The organism is Nostoc sp. ChiVER01, from assembly GCF_034531155.1.
GTDB lineage: Bacteria > Cyanobacteriota > Cyanobacteriia > Cyanobacteriales > Nostocaceae > Nostoc.
This window is the reverse complement of the sequence record NZ_JAVRBS010000009.1, coordinates 1-25,735: the sequence shown is the minus strand read 5'-3', so window position 1 is coordinate 25,735 and position 25,735 is coordinate 1. Positions and strand designations below refer to the sequence as shown.

23 protein-coding genes and 1 pseudogene are annotated in these 25,735 nt (G+C 41.1%); 15 read left to right on the top strand and 9 right to left on the bottom strand.

Annotation, left to right across the window (positions count from 1 at the left end):
- Positions 1 to 16: 16 nt before the first annotated feature.
- Together RMY00_RS14080 and RMY00_RS14075 are read right to left on the bottom strand one after the other, a co-directional pair.
- The gene (locus RMY00_RS14080) at positions 17 to 433 is read right to left on the bottom strand and encodes a hypothetical protein (RefSeq protein ID WP_322648136.1); all 417 of its coding nucleotides are present in this window, start codon (positions 431 to 433) and stop codon (positions 17 to 19) included.
- A 374-nt stretch (positions 434 to 807) separates the two neighbouring features.
- Positions 808 to 1,020, bottom strand: coding sequence for a methyltransferase dimerization domain-containing protein (locus tag RMY00_RS14075; protein WP_322648135.1), 213 nt, complete (start codon positions 1,018 to 1,020; stop codon positions 808 to 810).
- A gap of 194 nt (positions 1,021 to 1,214) precedes the next feature.
- Here RMY00_RS14075 and RMY00_RS14070 point away from each other — a divergent pair, with 194 nt between their 5' ends.
- The gene (locus tag RMY00_RS14070) at positions 1,215 to 1,508 is read left to right on the top strand and encodes a hypothetical protein (RefSeq protein ID WP_322648134.1); all 294 of its coding nucleotides are present in this window, start codon (positions 1,215 to 1,217) and stop codon (positions 1,506 to 1,508) included.
- Between the two features lie 112 nt (positions 1,509 to 1,620).
- Positions 1,621 to 2,598 (top strand): aromatic ring-hydroxylating dioxygenase subunit alpha, encoded by a 978-nt coding sequence (locus RMY00_RS14065; protein ID WP_322648133.1) that lies wholly within the window; start codon positions 1,621 to 1,623, stop codon positions 2,596 to 2,598.
- 325 nt (positions 2,599 to 2,923) lie between these two features.
- Here the strand turns inward: RMY00_RS14065 and RMY00_RS14060 are convergent, their stop codons facing one another.
- From RMY00_RS14060 to RMY00_RS14050, 3 genes are read right to left on the bottom strand one after another with little or no spacing between them, the layout of a single operon-like run.
- Positions 2,924 to 5,269 (bottom strand): CHASE2 domain-containing protein, encoded by a 2,346-nt coding sequence (locus RMY00_RS14060; RefSeq protein ID WP_322648132.1) that lies wholly within the window; start codon positions 5,267 to 5,269, stop codon positions 2,924 to 2,926.
- 5 nt (positions 5,270 to 5,274) lie between these two features.
- Entirely contained in the window at positions 5,275 to 6,513 is a 1,239-nt protein-coding gene (locus RMY00_RS14055; RefSeq protein ID WP_322648131.1) for a DUF1822 family protein, read from the bottom strand.
- Positions 6,514 to 6,532: 19 nt separating this feature from the next.
- Positions 6,533 to 8,005: a sigma-70 family RNA polymerase sigma factor gene (locus RMY00_RS14050; protein ID WP_322648130.1), complete on the bottom strand. Its 1,473-nt coding sequence runs from the start codon at positions 8,003 to 8,005 to the stop codon at positions 6,533 to 6,535.
- Positions 8,006 to 8,494: 489 nt separating this feature from the next.
- Between RMY00_RS14050 and RMY00_RS14045 the strand changes: the two genes are divergently transcribed.
- On the top strand, positions 8,495 to 9,241 hold the full coding sequence (locus tag RMY00_RS14045) for a DUF928 domain-containing protein (protein ID WP_322648129.1): 747 nt from the start codon (positions 8,495 to 8,497) through the stop codon (positions 9,239 to 9,241).
- Between the two features lie 39 nt (positions 9,242 to 9,280).
- Here the strand turns inward: RMY00_RS14045 and RMY00_RS14040 are convergent, their stop codons facing one another.
- Entirely contained in the window at positions 9,281 to 11,932 is a 2,652-nt protein-coding gene (locus tag RMY00_RS14040; RefSeq protein ID WP_322648128.1) for a CHAT domain-containing protein, read from the bottom strand.
- A gap of 280 nt (positions 11,933 to 12,212) precedes the next feature.
- On the opposite strand from RMY00_RS14040, the gene RMY00_RS14035 reads away from it, so the two are divergent.
- Complete coding sequence (locus RMY00_RS14035; protein WP_322648127.1) at positions 12,213 to 12,920, top strand: tetratricopeptide repeat protein; 708 nt, start codon at positions 12,213 to 12,215, stop codon at positions 12,918 to 12,920.
- On the opposite strand, the gene RMY00_RS14030 is transcribed toward RMY00_RS14035, so the two are convergent.
- Positions 12,907 to 16,080 carry an S-layer family protein gene (locus RMY00_RS14030; RefSeq protein WP_322648126.1) on the bottom strand — a complete coding sequence of 1,058 codons (3,174 nt, stop codon included), beginning with the start codon at positions 16,078 to 16,080 and terminating at the stop codon, positions 12,907 to 12,909. The two genes, RMY00_RS14035 and RMY00_RS14030, sit on opposite strands and share 14 nt — an antisense overlap.
- A gap of 248 nt (positions 16,081 to 16,328) precedes the next feature.
- Here RMY00_RS14030 and RMY00_RS14025 point away from each other — a divergent pair, with 248 nt between their 5' ends.
- From RMY00_RS14025 to RMY00_RS13995, 7 genes are all read left to right on the top strand, one after another.
- Entirely contained in the window at positions 16,329 to 16,742 is a 414-nt protein-coding gene (locus RMY00_RS14025) for a CVNH domain-containing protein (RefSeq protein ID WP_322648125.1), read from the top strand.
- A gap of 123 nt (positions 16,743 to 16,865) precedes the next feature.
- Positions 16,866 to 17,804 carry an NAD(P)-dependent oxidoreductase gene (locus RMY00_RS14020; protein WP_322648124.1) on the top strand — a complete coding sequence of 313 codons (939 nt, stop codon included), beginning with the start codon at positions 16,866 to 16,868 and terminating at the stop codon, positions 17,802 to 17,804.
- 155 nt (positions 17,805 to 17,959) lie between these two features.
- The gene (locus RMY00_RS14015; protein WP_322648123.1) at positions 17,960 to 18,367 is read left to right on the top strand and encodes a hypothetical protein; all 408 of its coding nucleotides are present in this window, start codon (positions 17,960 to 17,962) and stop codon (positions 18,365 to 18,367) included.
- Positions 18,368 to 18,504: 137 nt separating this feature from the next.
- Entirely contained in the window at positions 18,505 to 19,560 is a 1,056-nt protein-coding gene (locus RMY00_RS14010) for a catalase family protein (RefSeq protein WP_322648122.1), read from the top strand.
- Between the two features lie 222 nt (positions 19,561 to 19,782).
- Positions 19,783 to 20,406, top strand: a complete 624-nt coding sequence (locus tag RMY00_RS14005; protein WP_322648121.1) for a DUF302 domain-containing protein — start codon at positions 19,783 to 19,785, stop codon at positions 20,404 to 20,406.
- A gap of 81 nt (positions 20,407 to 20,487) precedes the next feature.
- A complete protein-coding gene (locus RMY00_RS14000) occupies positions 20,488 to 20,919 on the top strand; it encodes a hypothetical protein (RefSeq protein WP_322648120.1) in 432 nt (143 codons plus the stop codon).
- 16 nt (positions 20,920 to 20,935) lie between these two features.
- On the top strand, positions 20,936 to 22,525 hold the full coding sequence (locus tag RMY00_RS13995; RefSeq protein ID WP_322648119.1) for a GMC family oxidoreductase: 1,590 nt from the start codon (positions 20,936 to 20,938) through the stop codon (positions 22,523 to 22,525).
- A gap of 178 nt (positions 22,526 to 22,703) precedes the next feature.
- On the opposite strand, the gene RMY00_RS13990 is transcribed toward RMY00_RS13995, so the two are convergent.
- Entirely contained in the window at positions 22,704 to 22,832 is a 129-nt protein-coding gene (locus tag RMY00_RS13990) for a hypothetical protein (RefSeq protein WP_322648118.1), read from the bottom strand.
- A gap of 129 nt (positions 22,833 to 22,961) precedes the next feature.
- Here RMY00_RS13990 and RMY00_RS13985 point away from each other — a divergent pair, with 129 nt between their 5' ends.
- The 4 genes from RMY00_RS13985 to RMY00_RS13970 all read left to right on the top strand — a co-directional run bounded on the left by RMY00_RS13985 (position 22,962) and on the right by RMY00_RS13970 (position 25,206).
- Positions 22,962 to 23,786, top strand: a complete 825-nt coding sequence (locus tag RMY00_RS13985; RefSeq protein ID WP_322648117.1) for an MIP/aquaporin family protein — start codon at positions 22,962 to 22,964, stop codon at positions 23,784 to 23,786.
- Entirely contained in the window at positions 23,734 to 24,231 is a 498-nt protein-coding gene (locus RMY00_RS13980) for a DUF1622 domain-containing protein (RefSeq protein ID WP_322648116.1), read from the top strand. The genes RMY00_RS13985 and RMY00_RS13980 overlap by 53 nt, the downstream gene beginning before the upstream one ends.
- Positions 24,232 to 24,472: 241 nt before the next feature.
- On the top strand, positions 24,473 to 24,670 hold the full coding sequence (locus RMY00_RS13975; protein WP_322648115.1) for a hypothetical protein: 198 nt from the start codon (positions 24,473 to 24,475) through the stop codon (positions 24,668 to 24,670).
- 134 nt (positions 24,671 to 24,804) lie between these two features.
- On the top strand, positions 24,805 to 25,206 hold the full coding sequence (locus tag RMY00_RS13970; protein ID WP_322648114.1) for an alternative oxidase: 402 nt from the start codon (positions 24,805 to 24,807) through the stop codon (positions 25,204 to 25,206).
- 251 nt (positions 25,207 to 25,457) lie between these two features.
- Here the strand turns inward: RMY00_RS13970 and RMY00_RS13965 are convergent.
- Positions 25,458 to 25,647, bottom strand: a pseudogene (locus RMY00_RS13965) (transposase); the annotation flags it as partial.
- Positions 25,648 to 25,735 lie beyond the last annotated feature (88 nt).

Genomic DNA, 25,735 nt, shown 5'->3' with positions numbered 1-25,735 from the left:
ATTTAGTATTGCTATATCAAAAACTGCTCCAGCTTTCGTCTAGGGCGGTTTTATATTGCACGGTAGAATCCAGATTTTGAACTTCAATATCAATGGCAGTTTGTTTGGATGTAATTGTTGCACACAGTAGATAATGCTTCGCCAGTTGAGCATCCTTGCGAGGACGACCACGCTTTTGGTGTTGCACAACTTCAAGCACTTTGATGTCAACAAGCTGATGTAAAGGCAGATTACGATTCAAACGTTCAGCCGCCAGTAGCACATCTTTTTCACAGGCAAAGTGTTGTTGGCATAACTGTTTGATTTTCTGTAAACTTTTTAAGCTCATCTTTGCTGACATTTGTAATAAATAGAGAAAAAAGATATTTTGGATTTCTTGGATTTTTTGACGAGCCTGTTGTGGAATATTGGAGTTGAATAATGAGTATTTCATAATTTACTTAAATCTTTTACGATCTGTTAATTTTAAGTCATGCTTTATAGCTACTAAAATGCTTGTTATGTATACATTTTTGCAGTTCCCCCCCCCTTTTTTATCTCTTTGTGATAAATCCGCGTTGAGAACCTTCTTGACACTTTCAGCAGACAGTTGATATGGTTCAGACGACAATTGAGCGTAACTAGATTTAGCCAGTTCGATACTAGCATCGTTGATTAATGTCTCTTGCCAAAGTCAAACGCTAATTGCTTCAGCAACTTTCATAATAATTGTACCGCCGAAACTATTGTCCTAATAAGATGATATTGCTTAAGTCTTTGTCAACAATGTAGTCTACAACCAACTTGCTCCCACATTGATTGGACACTTCAGTAAAGATGCCGACACTCGCTCCCGGCACGCATGAGTCGATAGAGCGATCGCGATTCGGTGTTCGTTGCGGCTGCAAGTTGAGCGCTCGTCTGTGGCTGATTGTCAAACACATTAGCAATCCCTAACTTTGCAGCAAGATAAATCAATCGAGCAATCCAAAAGCCATCAATTAGATTGAACATCTTTGCTTGAGAGGTAGTTTTTGACAATGATCCTACTGCGATTGCTTAAGGCATCTGTCCGAAAAAGAGATTTATGTCCAATCAATAAATTCTTACAATTAGGGACTCGTATTTTCCATAGTTTTGCAGTAGAGTGTTAATTCTGTACAAATTATTTATACCTGACTTCTCCCAAGTTTACTCAGACAAATTTTAAACCAATGCCTTCGAGGAAACAGCCAATGAAAACTTATAATGATACAGATACCAAGAAGATAATCAAAAAATCCGACAACCTTACCCTGAGACAGATGAAGCTAATCGAGGAGGCACAAGACCAACTTCTTCAAGCTAATACTGACAATTCTACTGCCCCTGTAGTTGAGGTTGAGGAAGAACCAGTAATCACTCCTGAACCTAGAGTTCCTGACTATATTCCATTCCTTGACAATCCTCCAGTACAATCTATAGGCAATTCCGGCTGGCAGATTTCCGATATTTGGCGAGATATCCGGGTGGATGATTTCTGTAGTTGATGGTAGCGAAAAGCAAGCGCCTAGCGTACCAGATCGCTGCCAAAATCAAGTTCAAGTTTCATGTTCACTCTGATTAAGATATAGGTATTTGACCTCAAGGGTGTCGATACTCATGGTGCAAGACCAGATTTTGCTGAATGATTGGCATGTAATAGCCCGCTCGCAAGACCTCCAACCTGGAACAGTTCTGCACAAGCGTTTATTAGGCTCAGATTTAGTACTCTGGCATAATGGTGACAAAGTTCTAGCTTGGCAAGACCTTTGCCCTCATCGTGGCGCTCGTCTTTCTTTGGGATATGTCAATAAACAGACCCTTGTTTGTTCGTACCACGGTTTAGCCTTTAACAGCGAAGGTAAATGTATACTAGCTCCAGCTAATCCAGACCAATCGCCTCCCGCACGAGCTTGTGTTAAAACTTACCAACTTCTTGAGCGTTACGATTTGCTCTGGGTCTGTTTAGGAACACCAAAACAAGATATAGCTCCATTTTCTGAATGGGACGATCCGGTTTATCGCAAAATTTTCTGTGGCCCCTACTACTATCACTCTAGCCCTCTGCGGGCGCTGGAAAATTTTATCGATCCGGCACACTTCCCAATTATGCATTCGGGATTATTCGCCCACGCTAGTCGTCCTGAGTTGACGCATTATGAATTAGAGTCTATTCCAGATCAGATTAGTTTCAAATGTGGTTTGTGGGAACTAGATTTTAGTTCGGCTAATCCAAAAGAAGCGCCAATGATTTTCAACACTTACCATTATCGTATCTTCCGTCCGCTAGTGGCATACTTTAAACTCGGACCTGGAGAGCATCGTCTAAATGTCTTCTATACAATTACGCCAGTCGATGAAGATGAGTGCGTGGCCCAATATTGGTTAATGGTAAACAGCGCCCGTGAAATTCCAGTTGAAGTCTATCTAAATATTCAAAATCAAGTTGCGAGTCAAGATATTGCCATTGTCAATTCCCAGCAACCCCGACGCTTACCTTTAAATTTGCAAGCAGAAGTACATTTACCGAGCGATCGCTATTCTATTGCATACCGTCAGTGGCTCAAACAACAGGGTATTACTTTCGGCACCATTTAGAACTTTGTTATGCTTTGCTCCCCTGACCAATTCTTCCTTGATGGTACAGAGCAAGTAAATTCATTTATGGGTATCGCTGATAGTATTATTTTACCTAACCTTGTACCCTAGCAAAATCAACCCCAGCGGTTTAGCTTGGGAGTTTAATGAAACTGATGGCTTGTATTATCTGCTTCAGTAAGTTCTACATATGAACATCGGCGTGGCTGCGCCGCGTCGGCAATTGTGACAGTTGCGTAAGTCCTGAATGATTTCAACACGAAGCTATTTACCAGAGACTTGCTTGACTGGTTGGCAAAGTTTTCCCCTGAATACCTTCGAGTTATCATTTATCACTTGGAAAAAGTGTATAAATTTTGACGCTAGCTCCACAAACTATCAAAACTAAAATTGAGGGCAATAGCGGTATCCAGGCTCCTTGGAGTAACAAACCAAAGGACACACCGTATAAAACGCAAACAGTTGTGACTCCTGCCAGTCCCAATCTTAACCATGACCGAAATTGCCAAACAATTATACTCCCAACCAACGACCAAGCCCATACCCAGATGAATTCACCCCACTTCGGTAACATCCACAACAATGGACGATGATCTAAAACGGCACTAAGAATCTGACTTATCATGTGTGCTTGGAGCATGACCCCTGGCATTTGCTCGTATGGCCACTGACCGGCACTATAGGGTGTAGACCAATAATCATGAAAACTTTCAGCAGTTGTACCAATGAGGACGATCCGATTCTTCACTAAATCAGAAGTGAGTTTATTGTTCAAAACGTCTTTTAGAGTTACTTGTGTAGCAACTTGATGGGAAGAGCGATAATTAAGCAGTACTTGATGACCTAAGCTATCGATTCCATGATAGCCACCGCTATTTTCCTCCAAGTTTTTAAAGATAACATTATTAAACTGCCAGTTTTTTTCTGCTGTGAGTTTAGGCTCAATACCCTCAGTAAACAAATAACGGTTTGCTAATTGAAAGCTAAAAGATTTATCAACGTTGCAGGGGGATGCAGGAGCCATAGCTAGTATTTGACGGCGGACAATGCCATCGGGATCGGGTATAACGTCACTAAAACCTAAGTTTTGCTTGGGAACTTCAGGTGGTGGTGAAACACCACTGTTTTTGTTTTCCTCACTAACTTTGCATATAGCAAAAAAGCGATCGCTCTTTTGCATTAGTTGAGATAATTTCGGATATTCTGCTCCTACACTATTCTCTCGATAGATATCTAAGCCAATAACTCGCGGTTGAAACTGCTCTAATTTTTCTACAACTTGAGCGAGGGCCCGGTCTGATAATGAAGCTCCACCTCTTTGGTTAGCAGGTTGCGATCGCACATCAGCTTCAGTGACGGTAACTATTAAAATGCGTTTATCTTGTCCTTCATCAGGCCGCGATCGCATCATTGCATCAAAAGCTGTCAGTTCCCATGACTGCAACATCCCAAAGGAGCGCATCCCCATTATCAAAGTAGTGGTGATGATACTAACTTGGAAAATTGTCCTAATAATATTACGTCGAGCGTGCAAGCTAATAGTTCTAGAGCCGACTTTATTCAACACCAGCGACATCGCCGTGGGATTTTGACAAATCACTGGCAACCAACTAGCACAGGGAAAGCTGCTTTCTAAACCCTGCAACCTTTCTGTAGCTTCCCGCATCGCCAAATGGCAAGATTCTCCATTGGCAAAAGCTTCTAGAAAGTGCTTCAAAAATTCTTGAGCAACCTGATCTGGTACTACCTCCCGCATCACAATCATTTGGGGAATGTACAGCGATGCCAATTCTCGCACTAATCCTAGTCCATCACAGCAGTTAAAAATCGCCAGTTGTAAACCTCTGGCGATCGCTGCTTTCAGACCATTTTTTAACTGAGCGATCGTTAAGCTCTCAGTTTGATTTATATAAATTTCACCTGTTTCATAATCAGCTTGACTCGAACCATGTCCCGCAAAAAAAAGAATATCCCAACCCTGTTTATCCCACAGCCACCGATCTAACTCCAAGCGTTGTGGCTCGACCAAAAAAACAGTCTGCGTTCCTGGTAGTTGTTCAAGTATTGCCCGGTCTTGTTGAATATCAATTCCTTCACTATTTCCAAGAATAGCTAATATTCTCACTTTGTCTCTAGGAGATTTGTGTAATGGTTTCACTTCATCTACTTCAGGAGCGCTTAGACCAAATACTGCCTTTTGATAATCCTCAAAAAAATCCCATAAATGCCAGGGTAGCCGACGAACTTGGTTATCTTCCGTTTCCAGAATTACCCGAATTTCTTCATACGGATCTAACTTCGTGCGTAATTTCTGGTCAATATTGCGAAATAGGTCAGATTTTAGCCAAATATTAATTTTATTTTGTAACTTGTTACATAAATTACTAAACTCCACAGAAGAAATATTAGTTATATCTTCTGTATCAATTTCAATACCTGTATCGTTTGCCATATTTCTCTGCCAACGTTGACCAGGAAAAAGAGCTTCATGCAGCAACAAATATAGCAACTGCCAACGTTTATAGAGTTCTATAAGTTCTGGTGCGGCTGGCAAGCTGCCTGTAAATTGTATCGGTATAGGATTGCTATAGTTGTACAACTGAGCAGTAACAGTAGCAAATCCCTGCTGCAAGTTACCCTTTCCTAAGTTCAACACGACTAATTTAGTCATGGCTATTAGTCATCAACTGCTTCCAGTACAAAATCTTCCTTTATACTGACATCATCGAGAGCAACTTGTATACTAAAGCGAATTCCAGGGGAAGATTTAAATTTTTTGAGTTGAATATAATGATCGTCACTTCTAGAAGAGACTTCCTGAAGAATTGTCCCTGTTTGTGAGAGCAAAGTTAGTTTGAGATTGGGTATTAAGTAAGTTTCTCCATTTGCTGGATGCAACTGTACGCGTAGCCCAATTTTACCATCGACCTCTGTTTTAAGACCAATTAATAAAACAACTGCACTACCTCCAAGTTGCATCCCTAAATCAATTAGCTTGGCACGTCTGACATATCCCTCATTCAAATCAAAATCGCTTCTAAATTGAACGGCTAAAGTATTTTGTTGTGTTGTCAACAAAGTATCCAAATTTTGCCAACCAGCACTAAAAATATTTTGAAACCATAAACTCAAGTTGCTAACCACATAACTGGCTTCAGCTAAATTATTTTTTTGTTTTTCCAACCGTCGCTGATAAAGATGCTGCCGAAATTTGTCCACCGCCAGCAATGCTCCCCACATATCAAAGGGAACATTGAGTCTGGGTGAACAAAAAGTCCACTTATTTAATTGTTCTAATAATTGCTCTACTTGTAGTTTTGACAAAGTTGGTAAGGATTTAACCTCTAGTGTCTTGTGAGGACAAAGTTCTTGTGCTACCCACATTACATTTAAATCTGCAATCAAATCTTCTGCATCTAAACAATAAGTTCGATCCATTACATCATAAGTAGCTTGCTCCCGGATTTGTTGATAGTTAGCATAACCATATATCCGCAGCCAACACTCCTCTAAATCTAACTGCACCCCTATATAATAATGGGCGGCCCAACTGGGAATATCAATCCATTCTTGAGGAATGCGAAACTCACTCAGGTAGCTTTTATCGCTAGGAATTAACACTAATCGAGTCTCGTTTAGTGTTAACCCTGAGCCATTTACTACTTCCCAAATACTTGGTAGTTCAGCTTTTTTAAAGCATAACTTGGGTGTTACTTGTAAGTCTGAGTCTTCTTGCAACCAAGTTAAAAAAGTATTTAAACATAAATGATTTAGGTAGGCATTTCGGCGAGCAGATGTGTTAGAGTAAAGCTCTTGCCTAGTTTGCTTCCATGCAATTTCTCGCTCTTGGTTTGATATATCTAAACATAAATGTTCGGGATAGATTAGAGTTAAATCATCTAAGGTAATTGTCATAATTAGTAATTCCTGTTATTTAATTAAGAAAATTGTCTTTTAGCCATTCCTCTACAAAATCAGCTAGTTTATTACTAACTGTTGCCAAAGAGTCTGTAGGTAAACTCATATCTATTTCTATTTGAGTTATAAAAGCTTCTTTTAATGTATATTTCAGACTACTTATTTGACCTTCAGACTGCAATTTTTGAGTAATTTTATTTAAAACATTTTTAGATAATTGCTGACAGTGTGATTGTAAGCATTCATCTAAGGATGTTTTAATTATTTCGATATCTTTGTCGTCATTTAAGCAAATTTCAGGATAAATTTTCTTAGCCTCATTAATAAAGTCTTTTAAGAGTACTTTGTTATATCTTGCTAATTGTCGAGCTACTTGATATTGTTTCTGTAGTTCAGAATATTTATTTTGCAAAACTATTGCCATCTCAGTTTGAGTTAAGTTTAATCCTAGCCAGAGTCTTAACATTATTTGACCAGTCTCTGGGATAGCTGAAAATAAATTTGAAACAAGTGAGCTTACTTGCTGCCATTCTTCTTCTTGAACAAGATTATCTAAAGCAGTATTTTGGCTATCAGTTAAGTTGTTGTAGTCTTCTAAAGGTAGAAAATGCTTTGTTCGGTAATCACGAGCTGCTTGGATACAAATTTCTAATATTTCTTGAATTCTATCCTTTGAAACTGGTGCTTCTAAATATCCTAGTTGATTGCACCGTTCATTATATAATGATGCAATTTTCTGAAAACATTCTGTACTAGGTGTTTCTAAACTACGGTTTCCTTGCTTTTGGTTCGGTTTATATATCTCGTCTAAACATTGCCAAGCTAAACAGTATAAATTAACACGATTTTGATTTATTCCTTTGATAGTTAAAGCTTCTTGTATCTCTTTTTTTGTCAAATCTTTTAAAAGACCGTAGTTAGAAAATTTTTCTCTTTTGCCCTCTAAGTCTTTTTGATAAATTGTATTGCTAATAAAACGGATGACAGCCGTTTTAGCATAACCTTCTATATTGGTTTGAGCATAATTTAAATTAAAATTTTTAAGAAGTTTAGCTGGAGGATAGATACCTGAATTAGCTATTTGAAAGTATTCTTCTAATGAATATTTATGCTGTATGAATTTAAATCTTTGATAGCTTTTTCTAGCTGCCCAAAGACAAGTTTCCTGTAAGTATGCACACAAATGTTGCTCTGCTTTTAAAGAAGACTTTGAGAGTTTTTCGGAAGATGCTTTAGAAACATCGATTCTTTCTTTTTCCTCAACTTCTAAGCAAACTTTGAGTAACTCTTCCTGTGATATTTCTTTGAGAGTTTTTAGAAAATAACGCGCCCAATATTCTTTTTTCTCATCTGGTTCTGACTGCACTAGAGAACTTATATGACGTTCTAGGACTACATCAGCTTTCCACATAAAATTGAAAGTTTTACTCTCATTTCTCAAGCTGAGGAATGTTGAAAATTGTTGTATGATACCTTCACGTTTTTTCATGATTTTTACTGCATTTTACATAAATCAGTTAAAAAGATTTTTAATAATATCCAAAATTACTCTTTAGGTCTATTGTCTTTTCATCCTTAAAATGGTATTTAAATGTAAAATCAATCTGATATCAAGTTAAACTGTTACAGTTGACTGCTTGAGCAGAAGTTTAACTTTGTTTATTATCCCTCTATACTTCTAATGGGTGTTACATAGATCGGTTTATGCACTTTTCAAAAGAAAAGTGCATAAATTGATATTCTGCCAAGGTCGTAGCTATCAAGTAAGATAGGTGAAGGCGATCGCATTCAAGGGGCAACAATCTCCCCTCACAACGATTATCATTCTTATCCAGTAAACGCTGATCTGAGACTGACGATTTTCTTATATCAAATAGGATTGCTATAATACTTGTATTTATGAAAATTTAATGCGAATAATTTGAGAATATAGAGTAATTTGTATATGATTATAAACTTGAAAAATATACAAAAAATATTGGCTCTCTTTCAAAATAAATTTATCATCATTTTACTTTTGGCACTGTTTAGCTGTACTAGCTATCCTTTAATATTGATAGCAAAGTCTCAGCAGCCAGCTAGCAGTGGTAATCAATCACCACAAGATGGTTCAAGCAGAGGTAGACCTTCTCAAAGAGGAGGAGCAGGAAGCCGTGGTAACTGCCCATCTATAGAAGTACCGCTTACAGCTTTGATACCTGAAAAAAAAGTCGGCTTAGTTGTTGAAGAGAATCCCACCTTTTGGGTGTTTGTACCCTATCAACTTAATGATGATGTATCTAGTGGAGAGTTTGTTTTGCAAGATGAAGCAAACAACGATATCTACCGGACTTTTTTTACACTTCCTAAGATACCTGGTATTGTCAGCTTTAATTTACCATCTTCCGTACCATTGGAAGTTAATAAAACATACCAATGGTACTTTAAACTTTATTGTACTCAACAACAATTTGATCCAGTATTTGTACGCGGATTGGTGCATCGTATAGCTTTAACATCTGACTTGGCAAGGCAGTTAAAAACAGCTACGACAGTAGGCGATCGCATTCAACTATATACTCAAAATGGGATTTGGTATTCAGCCCTAACAGAGTTAGCAAAACTCCGCCTTGCTGAACCAAAAAATGCCACTCTATATAATGAATGGGCTAACCTACTGCAAAATGTTGACCTAGAGAATTTAGCCCAAAAACCTCTTGTAGGAGAAGTCAAAATTAAACAGTAAAAGGAGTTAGGAGCAAATAATTACAAATTACGAATTATTTTAAAGCCAATTTCCCACTAAAATATATGGTGCCCAAAAATAGGGAATTTCGTAATCAGTCAACACCTTAAGTTGAGCGCGACGGAGAGCTTCAGCTTTAGTTACTTTGTTATTTTCTAACTCTTGATAAAACTGACTCATAAATTCAGCAGTAGACTCATCGTCTACCGTCCACAAAGTTGCCAGCGTACTACGAGCGCCTGCACGTACTGCGATGCCAGCAAGTCCTAAAGTAGCTCGGTTGTCTCCTTGAGCGGTTTCACAAGCACTGAGGACAAGTAATTCAATAGCGCTAGATTCTCTTTGTCCACTGAGTCGAATTAAATTATCAAAATCCTTGACTTTTAAAAGCTGCTCCCAAGTTAAGATAAATGTTTTATCTGGATTAGAACTAAATTCGCCATGAGTTGCTATATGAACTACTGTATATGGTATTTTTTTAATTTGATTCTCTAAGTTTGTTTTAGTAAAGGTCTGATTAAATAGTTCTGTATTTTTAGGTATAGCTGACTGGATTTGTCTTAACTCAATTTCTACATTTTTGAGTGGACTAAATGAACGTCCTTCAATTTGGCGTTGTTCGCTTACTCCAGCAATTAATCCATTCAATTGGACTTTTTGTAAAGATTTTGGTTCAATTAATTGTAAACCGGGAGCTAAGGATATAGCATATTTTTGAATTAAATATTGTTGATGTTTTCGATCGTACAAAACTGCCATTGGAATATTTCGTAATTCCCCATCTAGTACAAATACTAGCGTTTTTATATTATTTCTTACTAATTCTGATTCTAAAGGTTGAATTAGCCAGCTATAAACCTGTTGAGACAATTTATTAACATCGTTTACTCTGTCTGGTTGTCTTAAATATAGTTGTAAATTTTCTAAAATACTTTTAATTTCTGTTGATTTTTTACTAATTGTGTAATGAGATAATTCAGCTTGATTTGGTAACTTGAGAATAACATCTAAATGGTCTGCTAAAAGAATGGGATAAATCACTGCTGCTGTGGCATCAGTTTTATCAACCACTTCATCAATTTGTTCGGGTGCGGCTTTTAAACAAGCTTCTCGGAAGAAGTTTTCTAGTTCAGCTAGTTGTAATGTTTCAAGTATGCCACGAGCTTGCTTTAAATTCTTTTGACTAATGCTTTTTTTTGTGCTTACTGTAGATGCAGGTTGCAAAAGTAAATCTACTAATTGTCGGTAAACTGGTTCTATATTATCTCGAAAGGAAAATTGGATATCTGGATTAAGAGTAATTAAGTCATTGCGGAGATATTTAAGAGTATTTACTGCTTCAGTGTAAGATGCGATCGCACCAGCCATATCTCGTTTTATTCTCAGTATGTACCCTAGTTGCCATTGCCACAAATAAGCTATATCGCCAGCTTTTATTGCTTGAGCTAGTGTTAAAGCTTGCTCGGTCAGTTTTTGAGCATTAACTAAGTCTTGGTTTTCTAAATATAATCCACCCAATACACCTAAAGCATAAGCAACTGAACGTTCATCATCCATGCTTTGAGCTTGCTCTATAGATTTCGCTAAAATTTCAGCAATTTCTTTCCATGAAGGAATATCTGCGTTGGTAGCTTCTTTTAAGCATACTAAGTTCTGAGCAAAATGAATTTGGGCATCATTTGCTGTGTGGCTTGGGGTGATTTTAGTCAGCTTTACCTGGATTTCGGAAGATAATTTTTTAGCTTGTGACCATTGCTGAAGATTCAACAATACACTTAAATGATTGAGTTGGGCTTGGATTTGCAAAAGTGGTGAGGTTGCTGTGGTGACAGCCTCTTCGTAGAATTGCGTTGCTTGTTGGTAAAATTGGATGGATTCTGTAGAGACAGGTCTGTTAATACAATGCAACGGAGTATAGTTTTCAAAACCCGTACTATTTTGCGGCAAGAATTGTCTGTTACCTAAAGCTAGGGCGGTATTACCTAAACTCAGTAGAGTAGCACTAATTTCTGAAGGAGATTGTAATTTTTTGGCGATGTCTTGGCTTTGTTGTAAAACTTTGAAGGATAATTCTAAATCTCCAACCAATTGCAGAACATCACCAAAGCTACGTAAAGCAGTAGCTTTAACAAGCGAATCTGGTTGTTGTTCAAGACGGGGTTGTAACTCTTCTAAAGTGGTGCGAGCTTGATGGTAAAGCCCTAATGCTTGCTCTGCCATACTTTGGTTAATCAAACTGCGGATGATACCAATTTCATCACCTGCTTGAGCATAGGTATCAGCAGATTGCTTCCATGAATCTAAAGCTTGTTCGGTTCTACCTAGTTCTAATTGCAGATTTCCTTGAATATCAAGAGTTTGTGCCAAGATTATTGCAAAGTTCTGAGTTCTGAGTTGTGAATTTTTTAAAAGGTTGAGACTTTGTGTAATTGCAGCTTCTGCTTTTTTCCACTGTCCAAGTTGCTTAAAGACTAACGAAAGATTGCTTAACGCCATTGCCTTTCCTAGTTCGTCTTTTTGCAGATTAAAAGTATCTGTTGCTTGTTGTAAAACTGTTACTGCTTCAGATAACTGTCCGGTTTCATAGAGTTTTCGACCTTGTTCAACCAGCAATTGAGCATTTGGTTGCGTCTTAGTAAACTGAGAAAAAGCAGGAGTTGAAATTCCCCAAACACTTAATAAGGCTGCCAAAACAGCTATTGTAATTCTTCTTAACCACTTTTTAAAATAAAAGCGTATTTTGTAAATCAAGATAAACCTCCGCGTCCCTTTGCGTGAACCTCAGCACTCCTTTGCGTTTAAAACTTTAATGTTCATCATACTTTGATTTAGTATTAACCAAACACGACTGTTAATTTTACAAATCTTCTTAAATCAAACTTTTTTATTTTTTAGCACTAACTGCATAATATTGATTTCCTTCCACCCATAGCTATATAGAAGTAAAGTTTCACATCATCAAGATAAATATATGCCAACTCTAGCTTCTACAATTCAACAAAATCATTCTCCTGAATTTGTAGCCTCTACTACAATTAATACTCTTGAGCATGATATGAAAAGAAGCAGCGAATTAGTTTTTGATAATAATTATTTTCGCTCTAATGCTTTGAAATTAGCTCAAAAAAGACAATATAGTGAAGCAATCGCATTGTTTAATAAACTAATTGACCGCGATTATAATAATGCTATCGATTTCAACAATCGAGGGCTAATCTATTTTAAAAGTGGCGAGAAACAAAAAGCATTGTGTGACTATAATACTGCTTTAAAGCTTAATTCTAAATTAGTAGGTGCTTATAACAATCGAGCAAATTACTATGTTGTTTGTGGAGACTTAGCAGCAGCGATCGCCGACTATGATCGGGCAATTGATTTAAATCCTACCTATGTTCGAGCTAGGATTAATCGAGGCATTACCTTACGTGACTTAGGGCAATACAAAGAGGCAATTGAGAACTTTGAGATAGCATTGCTTTTTGGTCAACTAGAAGCTTACATTTGGGCTGAATGTGGTAGAACTTATCATCTTTGGGGTAATTGTAATTGTGCGCTGACTGCTTATAATCGTGCTTTTACACTACTGTCCCGTATCGATCCCAAAAAGGAAGTTTTTAGTTATCGCTTGTATTTACAACTTGAAAGTTGGTTAAACGAATTACAAATTATTTTTGAATAGCGGCGGCCGGGGATGGGCAAGCTGCGATGGATGAAGTCCCGCCGGAGGCGATCGCAGAATTAAAAGCATTTGTCCGTGTAGCTATGGGTGCAGCAGTTGTTAACTCCACTGCGCCAGACTTATTTATTACCCAACCAGTAGCTTCCACAATCGGGGTGCTGATTTGTTGAACTTCTAATTTACGGTTTTTGTGCCACAGACCCCTGGCTAAATGTGAATTTTCTGTGACATTTGTGCTTTTTTGTTCTTGAGGATTCAATGTCACCCAATCAACAGTTGCAGTTTGATTAGTGCGAAGCGCTTGGGTTGGTAGAGGTGGCAAACCGCCACGTCCGGTAATGGTAAATGAATTGCCTTTATTTGCAGGACAACCTTGAGCAATCAAACCAGAGCGATCTACAAAATCGGCTGGCAATTGTACTAATCCTGAACTGGGATCTACATCTGGTGTATTAATTTGCACTGAACCATTGAACTGTGGACTTGCCCCTGTTGCAGTGATATCACTTTGTGGAGTTTGTATATTACTGCGATACTGCATCCCAAAAATGCTTTGAGCGTTGATTGCAACTCGACCACCACGAAAGTCTAAAGAATTGGCACTAATATCACTATTCTCTTGAGGAACAGCAATAATAAAACCATTTGCTGCATCGATAGTGATATTACCTCCGGGAATATTTGCGCCAGTGGCATTAGTAGTAATAGAACTGCGATCGCGTAACAATAACAAGGGTGTACGTAGGAAAATATTACCACCGCCTCCTGTAGTGTCAGCAGTGATTTCTGCATTGTTGTCCAAACCGATAAAGTTAGCTTCCACAAACAATGAGCCAGCAGTTCCCGTACCTTTAGCTTGAACTGACAAATTGCTTGGATGCTGACGATCATTGGAGCTACCAATCACTTGCACAGAGTCGGCAGTTATAAATAAATTCCCACCATTGCCCGCTCCTGTAGTACCAGCGCTAACAAGTCCCCCATCTTGAATCAGCAATTGAGGGGTATCAATGTGCAACTCTCCCGCATTCCCTGTATCGTTAGCTTGAACTGTCAAATTGCTCGGATACAGACCATTCCTAGAGCTACCAATTACTTGCACAGAGTCGGCAGTGACAAACAAATTCCCACCATTGCCCGCTCCAAAAGTACTAGCAGTAACCTGTGCGCCATCTTGAATCAGCAATTTTTGGGTATTAATCCGCAACTCTCCAGCATTCCCTTGATCTTGGGTTTGAACTGACAAATTGCTCGGATACTGACCATTTTTAGAGCTACCAATCACTTGCACAGAGTCGGCAGTGACAAACAAATTTCCACCCTTGCCCCCTCCTCTAGTGCCAGCGCTAACCTGTGCTCCAGAAATGAGCAATTGACGGGTCTCAATGTGCAACTCTCCCGCATTTCCTGTATCGTAAGCTTCAGCCGACAAACTGCTCGGATACAGGTCATCCTTGGTGCTACCAATCACTTGTACAGAGTCGGCAGTGACAAACAAATTCCCACCCTTGCCCGCTCCAAAAGTGCTAGCGCTAACCTGTGCGCCATCTTGAATTAGCAATTGAGAGGTATCAATGTGCAACTCTCCCGCATTTCCTGTACCTTGGGTTTGAACTGACAAATCGCTCGGATACTGATCGACCTTGGTACTACCAATCACCCGCACAGAGTCGGCAGTGACAAACAAATTCCCACCGTTGCCTGCTCCATAAGTCCCAGCACTAATAAATGCCCCATCTTGAATCAATAATTTAGAGGTATCAATGTGCAATTCTCCAGCATTTCCTGTACCTTGAGCTTCTGCGGACAAATTGCTCAGATACTGACCATCCTTGGTGCTACCAATCACTTGCACAGAGTCGGCAGTGACAAACAAATTCCCACCCTTGCCTGCTGCATTAGTGCCAGCACTAATAAATGATCCATCTTGAATCAGCAATTTCTGGGTACTAATCCGCAACTCTCCCGCATTTCCTGTACCTTGAGTTTGAACTGACAAATTGCTCAGATACTGACCATCGTTGGAGTTACTAATCAGTTGCACAGAGTCGGCAGTGACAAATAAATTCCCACCCTTGCCCTCTCCATAAGTGCTAGCGTCAACAAATGCTCCATCTTGAATCAGCAATTTCTGGGTATCAATTCGGAACTCTCCCGCATTTCCTGTACCTTGAGTTTGAACTGACAAATTACTTCTATACTGACCATCGTTGGAGATACCAATTATCTCTAGCACATCAGTAGCATGAATTACTAAACTTCCACCTTGCCCTACTCCCAGAGTATTTGTCGCTATCTGGGAACCATCGGTAAGAGTAATCCGCTTGCCCTGCACTTGTATATTACCACCCTCCGCACCACTGGCATCAACTGTTGCCTGCTGGGATAGTTGAATGTTGCCGAAGTTTGGTACGGCATCATAACCTAAGAAAAAACCTTTATTGTCAAAGGTGAGATTTACTAAGCCTTCTCCTGCAACACTGCCCAGTTCTATCCGTCCTCCACCAGTCAAGAGTGTTGCTCCTTCTAAACTGACATCACCACCTACTAGCGCTAAAGTTTGATTCGATTGTACTCGCAGCCCAAATGTATTATCTATCAATTGTCCTTGACCATCGCCCTTAACCTGAATCGCTCCAGGATTTACTCCGTATTGCAAACCTGTTGGTACATTAATACTTAGCAAGGGAGCAGACTGAGGATTTGTAGCACTGAACTCAAAGCCATTAGCAAATTTCAAACTACTTGCGGTGCTGGCAACAAAAGAACCCGCTATATCAAGTGAAGCACCTGCATTAAATACAATACCATTGGGATTAAGCAAAAACAGATTCGCCGTTCCATTTGCCCGGATTACGCCATCAATTTTGGAGATTGATCCACCTGTGACGCGGCTGAAAATGTTCTGCACATCTGCGGCATTATTGAAGTAAACAGAGCCTCCAGTTGGCACAGAAAATGATTGAAAACTGTGGAACAAATTGCCACCCCGCCTTGCTCCGCCGTTAATCTGGAAATTAGGATTGCCAGAAACTTGCGATCGCTCTAGGGCAGGTAGCGTGTTATCGGGAATCACTTGAGCTGCGATCGGTTGAATACAACCCAGTACCCACAAAGTACTGCCTACCATTACCCACAGATTGAGATACCACTGGCTCATCTTGCTGCCTTGCCTCTAGCTATGCTTGAACAAAAATCTTGAGTGCAGTCTCCACATATAAATACTTTAAGAAGATTACAGGAAATGACTCAGCAATTGCAAATACAGCAGTTTTCTTGTATATGAAGTACAAAGTTACAGGTTTTGAGGTAGGAGCGGAAATATTTTTTTCACGAACTGCATAATACAGATTCGCTTACACCCATAGATTTATAGAACTCAAGTTTCACATCATCAAGGTGAACAAGATGAAAGTAACTACAACCAATCTGAAACAGTTTTACTTTCGTATTAGTACTGTTGTCGGTTTGATACTAACAGCAACAGTAGCAAGTCCTGCTTTTGCTCTTTCCCCTAGTACTTTCCAATATAGTTGCAGAGATATTAGTCTTCACTCAAATGTACTTAGTGCTACTTGTAGGAAAATAAATGGTAGCGACAAGAGAACTACTGTTGTGTTAAGAGGAATAAACAATCGAAATGGATTATTGGTAGATGATGGTGGAAATTCTCCTGCTTCTTTCCAAGATAGCTGCTATAGTGCGATAGTTATAGTTGACGAGTTATCTGCTACCTGCGCCAAAATTAATAGAGCAGAGGCAATCTTTAGCAAAATAAAGATTCGAGGAATCCGCAATGAAGATGGAAACTTGAAATATTAGATTTCAATTACTGAGCAATAACTGGACGAATGAAGCATTGTAAATCAACGAAGATTTGCTTGAACAACAAATCATATAGTGTCTAAAGGACGCAAAAGTATGCCATTCAACAGGAGGTCACAAATGAAAATTTTTGTTGCTGGGGCAACGGGAGCGATCGGTCGTCCGCTAATCGCGCAATTGTTGAGGCAAGGACATGATGTAGTTGCGTTGACCCGTTCTCCAGAAAAAGCACAAACTTTAGCCGAACAAGGTGTGGAATTGGCGATCGCAGATGTATTCGATGCAGAAGCGCTCATTGCTGCTGTCATCCACGCTCAACCGGAAGTGGTTATCGAACAACTCACTGCTTTACCCAAAACTTACACTGGCGAGTCAATGAATGCAGCAGCACCACTCAACCAGCGTCTTCGTCAAGAAGGGGGTGCTAATGTGCTGGCAGCAGCGCAAGCGGCAGGTGTGCGTCGTTATTTAAGGCAGTCGATCGCATTCTGGGGAGTTCCCGGAACTGGATTGGCAGATGAAGAAACACCACTATCTTTGGATGCTTCACCCGCAGTTGCAGCAGATGCTCGCACGGTGACTGAAATCGAACGTCGCTTACTCGAAACGCCCAATCTAGAAGGAATTGCCTTGCGTTATGGCTTCTTCTACGGGCCTGGCACTTGGTTTGCTGCCGATGGCGACGTTGCTCAACAAGTACGGCAGCAACAATTCCCGATCGTCGGCAATGGCGAAGGTGTATGGTCGTGGTTACACGTTGAAGATGCGGCGATCGCTACAGTTGCAGCAGCAGAGCGAGGCAATCCTGGTATTTACCTGATTGCGGACGATCGCCCTTTAGAGGTGCGCGAGTGGCTCCCTGCCTTTGCTCGTTGGCTTAATGCTCCATCGCCGCCGCAGATATCGGTTGCAGATGCTCTGCAAATCGGTGGTGCGGATGCCGTTTACTACGGTACTCAGATGCGAGGCGCATCGAATGCCAAGGCAAAACGCGAATTAAATTTTCAGCCGCGATCGTTAGAATGGATGGTTGATGCACCCGTGGTCAGTGCAAGGTAACTTACAGCAAAACAAATTAATCTAACAAACTTATCAATAATTTTCGGTCGCCGTAAATTCAGTTAAGTCGAGCGGTATTGCATATTTGCGATCTGCGATCGCACTGCCATCAATGAATGATGTCTGTTGAAGTTTTCTACTCAGGAGGAATAAAAATGAAGATTGCTCAATATGGAACAGCGATCGCGATCGTCCATGCGAGTGCTAACGGAATGCATGGTTTAGCACATATCGAAATCCCTGTTGGCTTATCTCTGCTTCAAAGTTCGTTCGTGGTTATTGTAATTTTTCTGACTCCCATCATTGCAGCCTTTTTACTTTGGACACAGTTCTACCGCCTTGGTAGCTGGCTATTGCTCTTTTCAATAGCAGGATCGCTCCTTTTTGGAATTTACAATCATTTGATCGTAATTAGCCCCGATCATCTTTCTCAAGTTTCTTGGCAAGGTTGGGGTATGCTTTTCCAAATCACAGCCATCCTCATATTAATAGTAGATGCATTGGGATGTTGGATTGGTATACGGGCATTGAAAACAATCCAGCAACCAGAGGAGGTCTTATGAGTTAGTAACTATCATCATTCCCATAAATCGCAACACTTTGCATTTTTTTCTTTCTTTTGCCTTTTAACTTTTACCTTGTTTGGTAATCCTCATTTTCTCAGTCTTGAAACACTCACAATCAATAAGGATAAAGAACCATGAGCCAATCTAATCTATCCACTGCTACCCAAGAAACGGCTACTGATACCATCCTGGACACTGTTGCCCAAGAAGCAGCTACCGATACCATCGTGGACATCGATCTCAAAGTTCAAGCCGAGAAAGGCCCAGACCTGCGAAAAGACCATCCTAAAGGACACGGCTTGGTTTGGGGAGAGTTCAAAGTTGAGGACAATATTCCTGAATCGTTGAAGGTGGGTGTCTTTGCCCAGCCCAAGACTTACCCGATTTGGGTTAGACCCTCCAATGCTTCCCCAGCACACAAACGCGGTCAGCTAACATCGGATCTTGTACCCGATGTTCGGGCACTCGCTATCAAACTTCTACAGGTAGAGGGTGAAAAAGTGCTGGATGATGAGCAGGAAACCCAAGACTTTTTGCTGATTAATCATCCGGTGTTCTTTGTCCGCGATGCTCAAGGGTTTGCCAACCTGACTAAAGCAAGCGTCGGTCAGGCAAATGAAGAAGAATTGCGATCGCTTGCTCCCACATTTGAAATTCTCAAAGAGATTACCAGCAAACAAGTGGCAAATCCGTTGCTAATCCAATACTGGAGTGCGACTCCCTTTCGGCTTGGCTCACAGGCGATCAAGTTTTCTGTCAAGCCTCATCAGCAAGATACACCAGGTGCAACCCCCACTTCAGATACTTATTTGCGTGAGGCAGTCGTCAAATACCTGACACAAGAGGGTAAGGATGCCACCTTTGACTTTCTAGTGCAGCTTTATGTCAACGATGAGAAAACGCCGATTGAGAATCCGATGCAGGAGTGGAAAGAGGAAGACTCACCGTATATCAAACTGGCGACCATCAAAATTCCCGCTCAGAAATTTGACTTCGAGGAACGGAAGCGGTTGGATGAAGGATTATCATTCATGGCTTGGCACACCCTGCTCGAACACGAACCTCTGGGTAGCGTCAACTTAGCTCGCAAGAAGGTGTATCAGGAAATCGTTAAGGCTCGACGGAAGTACGCACAACACCGTATCGAAGAACCACAAGCATACAGTTCAGTTTTAGACGATCCTCAATAACCGTTCTCGTCTACTACTTACATCAACTACTCTTGGGTACAGTCCAATCAAATTCTGAGAGCGTCGGTACAGTATTTCGAGAAACTGGGTTTCTGGTGAGGCTATGCAACAAAACTTGGGTATCTCACAGAAGAAATTCGGTTCTGTATCGACGTTCCAGGTACGCTCAGTCGATTTTTGAATCTGTCTAGTTAGTCACGCCCTTACAAGAGGAGACAGACCATGAAAACTATCTCTTTGCCATTGCCAAAGCTCTTTGCCGCAGCACTTCTTGCAACCTCACTCTGCACACCTATTTTCGCTCAAGCAGTTCCCCAGAAGGGAATTGCAGTGTTCAACACTCAGTCCAACCCACAAGAACAGAATTTTTCCAACATTCATGTAGTCGTCACCTCGACCAAACCATTTGAAAAGACCGTTGAAGACCTACAAGCCGAACTCGGCAAAACCAGTACAGAGGATTTAATGCGGTTGCTCTCAGCCAGTAAGACCTTCGATGAGTACGCTGCTGAAGTTGAGCCGTTGGCAGGTAGAAGTCACTTAATTGAAGTCGGATTTTTGAATTGGGGAAAGGTGATGTCCCGTGTGCCGATCAAGATGAAAGCAAATTGTTTCATCATCGGCAATCCTTTGACGGCGCGAAAACTTCTTGAAGCTGGTGGGCCGGAAGTAGGACTTTACCTACCAACAAAAATCTACGTTTTTGAGGACAGCCAGGGTGTGACTAAGATTTCCTATGATCGCCTCTCACCCGTAATGGCGCAGTACAAAAACGCAAAACTAAGTACGGTTGCAACTGCGATCGATGGAGTCTTGCTGCGTATAGCGAATGCTGCCGCAAATTAGCCACGGAGATTGCCACAATCGCAGGTGGCACCATGCTGTAGTTCGATAGTGTTGCTGAAAGCTCTAATCAGGAGATAACCCATGAAAATTGCTCAATATGGAATTGCGATCGTGGTGATACACGAGATTGTAAATGGATTGCATGGTTTAGCCCATATTAAAATTCCAGCTCCTCTTTCTTTGCTTCAAAGTTCGTTTGTAGTGCTTGTCATTTTTCTGGCTGCTATTATTGCGGCTATTTTACTTTGGACACGGTTCTATCGCATTGGAATCTGGTTTTTGCTCAATGCATTGATAGGTTCAATCTTGGTTTCAACCTACATTCATTTGATTGCCATGAGTCCCGCTCATATTTCTCAAGTTTCTTGGTCAGGCTGGGGTTTGCTCTTTTACGTTACTGCCATTCTTAGCTTAGTGATAGATGGGTTGGGCTGTTGGTTGTATGGGCAAGCACTGAAATCGATTCGACAGTCACAAGGGATTCTGGCAGATGGTGGCATAGCACAGATTTGATGTATTCCAAAAATCTATGACAGACAACAAACTAAGAGAAAGAATCATGACTCAATATGACTACATTGTGATTGGTGCGGGTTCGGCAGGTTGCGTGGTTGCTAATCGTCTGACAGAAGATGGTGAAACAACAGTGTTATTACTTGAAGCGGGTAATCCTGATACGAAACCAGAGATTCACATCCCGTTAGACTGCACAACCCTACCTGGCACTGAAGTAGACTGGGGCTACTTCTCTGAGCCAGAACCGTATCTGGGCGATCGCAGAATCTTTTGTCCGCGTGGTAAAGTTCTGGGTGGCAGCAGTTCGATTAATTTTCTGGTGTATATTCGGGGCAATGCTGCCGATTACGATGGCTGGCAGAACCTCGGAAATCCTGGTTGGAGTTATCAGGATGTCTTGCCTTATTTCAAGAAATCCGAACACCAGCAACGCGGATCTGATGCATATCACGGAGTTGACGGCGAGTTGAGCATCACTGATGTTGCTTCTCCTGCGCCCATCTCTCAACGCTTTGTAGACGCAGCCATCGCACTGGGATATGACTACAACCCTGATTTCAACGGCAAGCAGCAGGAAGGAGCAGGTCCTATCCAGTTGACCATCAAAGATGGCAAACGACACAGTGCTGCGGCTGCATTTTTAGTACCGATTCTTGATCGCCCGAACTTAACGGTGCAAACAAGTGCGTTAGTAACACGTTTGTTGTTTGAGGGTACTCGCGCCGTTGGTGTGGAATATCTGCATGAGGGTATGTTTCATCAGGTTAGAGTCAACCAGGAAGTGATTTTAAGTGCAGGTTCGTTCGACTCGCCCAAGCTATTGATGCTTTCCGGCATTGGAGATAAAGCACAATTACAAGCAATGGGCATTCCGGTTGTCGCTGATTTGCCGGGTGTGGGTCAGAACCTGCAAGACCACATTCTCATTCCAGTGCCCTACGAGGCAAATCAGGATTTACATACGGCAATCACCAGCAATGGCTGTGCTGAAGCCGGATTGTTTGTGCATAGTGAGATTAATCAGGGGATTGCACCAGATTTAGAGTTAATCTTTGGCCCGATTATGTGGGCACCGCCTGGCTATCCCAACTCTGGTGTGGGCTTTACGGGTTTAATCGCTTTGGTTCATCCCCAAAACATTGGCAGTGTCAGTTTGCGTTCATCTGATCCCAACGATGCCCCCGTGATTCGACTGAACTATCTGCAAAGTCAATCCGATGTCCAGAAGTTCGTTGCCGGGATTAAGCTAATGCGCCAATTGTTTGGGACTAGTGCGTTTGATGAATTTCGTGGTCGAGAAGTTGCTCCTGGCGCAGATGTGACTGACGATACAGCCATTGAAGCCTACGTTCGAGAAAATTGCGGTACGGTGTTTCATCCGATCGGCACCTGCAAAATGGGTACTGACCCAATGGCGGTTGTAGACCCCGAACTACGGGTACATGGAATTGAAGGGTTGCGTGTCGTCGATGCATCGATTATGCCAACTCTCAACACAGGACATACGAACGCGCCCGCCATTATGATCGGTGAAAAAGCAGCCGACTTAATTAAAGCAGCTCTTCGCGTTTCAAAGCAACCACAGACAGCAATTGCCCAGTAATATCGTGTTCGGTGAAAGACTTATCATTAAGACCGCAGGGGGGCAGGGAGCAGGGGGAAAGAAGTTTTCCTAGTTTTGCATAAATGCGGGAATTATAACTATTTAGGCGGACATGATATAACTCGCTCACCTTGGCGATCGCTTTATCGAAACAGAATTCAGGAGTCAGAATTCAGTATTAATTCTGTGCAACTGGTGAAGCAGCGCGGTCTTGGGGGTTTCTCCCATGAGCGACTGCTGTTAGCGCAGCGTTAGCGACGTTAGGAGCGTCACCCGAAAAGTGGATGAATAAACGGTGAAACACCACATCAAATTTTTAATTTGGTGGTCTTCAATTAGTAACGGGTCTGAATCCCCCACGCTTAAGATTGCTGAATTCTGGCTTCTGAATCTTCTTCATTTTAGAAAACAAAATCGTTGACAAAATTTACGAAATATGCACAGTAACGTTCTGAATCAGTGGCATTGGCGCGAATACTTTGCAGAATTCCTGGGAGCCACTTTCAATATTTTCATCGGCTTGAGTGCGATCGTCTTTAACTTTGGACACGGTTTGCCAATGGAAAAGCTTGTGCCTGATTCAAGCATTCGGCGGTTAATTACGGGACTCATTTTTGCTGGAAGTGGAGCGATTGTAGCTGTTTCTCCAATCGGTAAACTGAGTGGTTCTCACATCAATCCTTCTGTCTCACTCGCATTTTGGATACATGGCAAAATGCACTTCCAAGATTTTGTTGGCTTTATGATTGGACAATTTCTAGGAGCGATCGCTGCTGTGTTCCTGCTCGTGACTCTATGGGGAGATTATGCCAGAAGCGTTAGTAACGGCATGACGTTACCTGGATTGAATTATCCACTGTGGATTGTATTTTTATCAGAAGTCACAATTACGTTTGTGTTGGTGTTGACGATTTTTATCTTTGTCAGTCATCATCGGCTGATGCGCTGGACACCTTTGGTCATTTGGCTGTTAATTGCCGGGATGGTGTGGCAAGAAGCTCCAATTTCGGGAACAAGTCTCAATCCGGCGCGGAGTTTCGCTCCGGCACTGATAACAGGAAATTGGCATCATCAGTGGATTTATGGGATTGCTCCGCTAATGGGTGCCGCGCTCGCGGTGGGGGCATTTCGGCTAATCGCGCTAGGCAAACGAGATGTTCTGACGGGGAAGCTCTATCACGCTTTTGATTACCCCAGTATTTTCAAAAATGTCAAACTCCCTCATTTCCAGCATCACTCACACTCGAAAAAACGAGCCTAGATGGGTGTCGGCTTATACTAATTGTCTAGCTACTACCTTAGACTCTGGTGCAGAACACACCTCTGGGTTGACGCTTTTGGCAGAAGGATTATTGCAAGAATTTGCGATGTTTTTGAAAGTGTTTCTGGAAGGCATTGCAATTTTAACAGTTGCGATCGCTATTATTCTCACACTCCAAAAAATCTTACGTTTTTGGAGACGCGATCAGGTTCTCCAAGAAACAATCCGTTTAGAATTTGGAGTGGTGTTAGCCTTAGCGCTGGAATTTCTATTAGCTGCCGATATCGTCGGTACAGCTATTTCCCCCTCGTGGGATGCAGTGGCCAAACTTGCAGCGATTACTGGAATCCGTACCTTCCTCAACTTCTTTTTACAACGAGAAGTACGAGAATTACGAGAATTACGAGAAACAGCCTACCCTCTTGATGGCAACTGCAAACTTTGAGGAAGAATTCAGAACTCAGAATTCAGAATTGTGAATCAATGTGCATATTGTTCATGCTCCAGTTACTCATCAAGTTCAGGTAGTTCATTAAGAATAGGCAGGCTTTGTAAAGATGAAATTCTTGCTATGAAGGGGTGGGGTGTGGAGTGTGAGGGTGTAGGAGCAAGCCATAACAGTAGTTGACTCGTTCAAAATTTCTCTGAGAAGTCGAAACCTAAAGTTCCTGTAATACGTTTTAATTTTGGAGGAATACACTGTGAAAGTTTTGATTCGAGCGATCGTCAGTTTTTTCGTATTCGTTGTCGATGTCGTTTACGGAAATCGTTCCTACCCTCGGTTTTATGCACTGGAAACCATCGCCCGCGTTCCTTACTTTTCCTATCTATCGGTACTGCATCTTTACGAGACGCTGGTTTTTGGCGCAGGGCTGACTTATTGAAAGTTCACTTTGCTGAAATTTAGAACGAATTACATCATCTATTGATTATGGAATCGTTGGGGGACGTAGACGCGTAGCGGCTTGTCGTCAGACATCGCTATTGGATTGATCGCTTTATCGCTCAACACGTTGCTGTGGTTTACTACTGGGTGGTCGTACCACTTTATATATTATTTCCCTCTTATGCCTACTACCTGATGGAACTCATCGAAAATCATGCTTACCACACTTATGACACCTACTTAAAACTTCATGAACAGGAACTGAAAACTCAAACACCTCCCCAAGTCGCGATCGACTACTACCGTGATGGCGATCTCTATATGTTTGAGGAAGTCCAGACTACACTAAAGGGTAAGTTTCGTCATCCTAGAGTAGATAATTTATACGATGTGTTCGCGAACATCCGTGATGACGAATGCGAACATGTGAAAACTATGGTGGCACTCCAGAAACCAGAAGCACGGCTAACCTTCAAAAGTCCCCATACAGTTTTTGAAGCGACAAAAGTTTTATCGAGCGAAGCAGAAGTTTAACCAAATAATTACTAATTCGTAATTAAAGAGACAAGCTCCTGACTTTTGTTTTGCAGACAAATGAATTATCAGCACTTTTGCGACCTAAAAGAACTAGAGGAACAAACTATGAAAACGATCGCTCAACTAAGGAGAATAGGATTGCGTGTCATCGATGCATCGATTATCTCTCTTCTGTCACTTTCCGGGATAAGTAAGTAGTAAATAAGTGAAATCATCTAGAAACATAACAGGGTTTAAATTGATTCATGTCTTGCTACATAATCAGTTTTTTTACCTTTCTTTCTATCTCCGGTTTCATCTATTACTAATGTAATCGCATGACCATTTAATGCTCTCTTGAGTTTATTTAATCTTCGCTGTTTTAATTTATCTACTGACCAATCTGAATTGGCTATAAAATGATGTAATGACGCTCGCTGAGTTTATACTTACAATTTTCAATAAAGAACTTAAGATTAATAAATTTAATAGTGGAATCTCATTAACACCTTTTGCAATAGAAAAAAACAAAAATATATAAGGATTA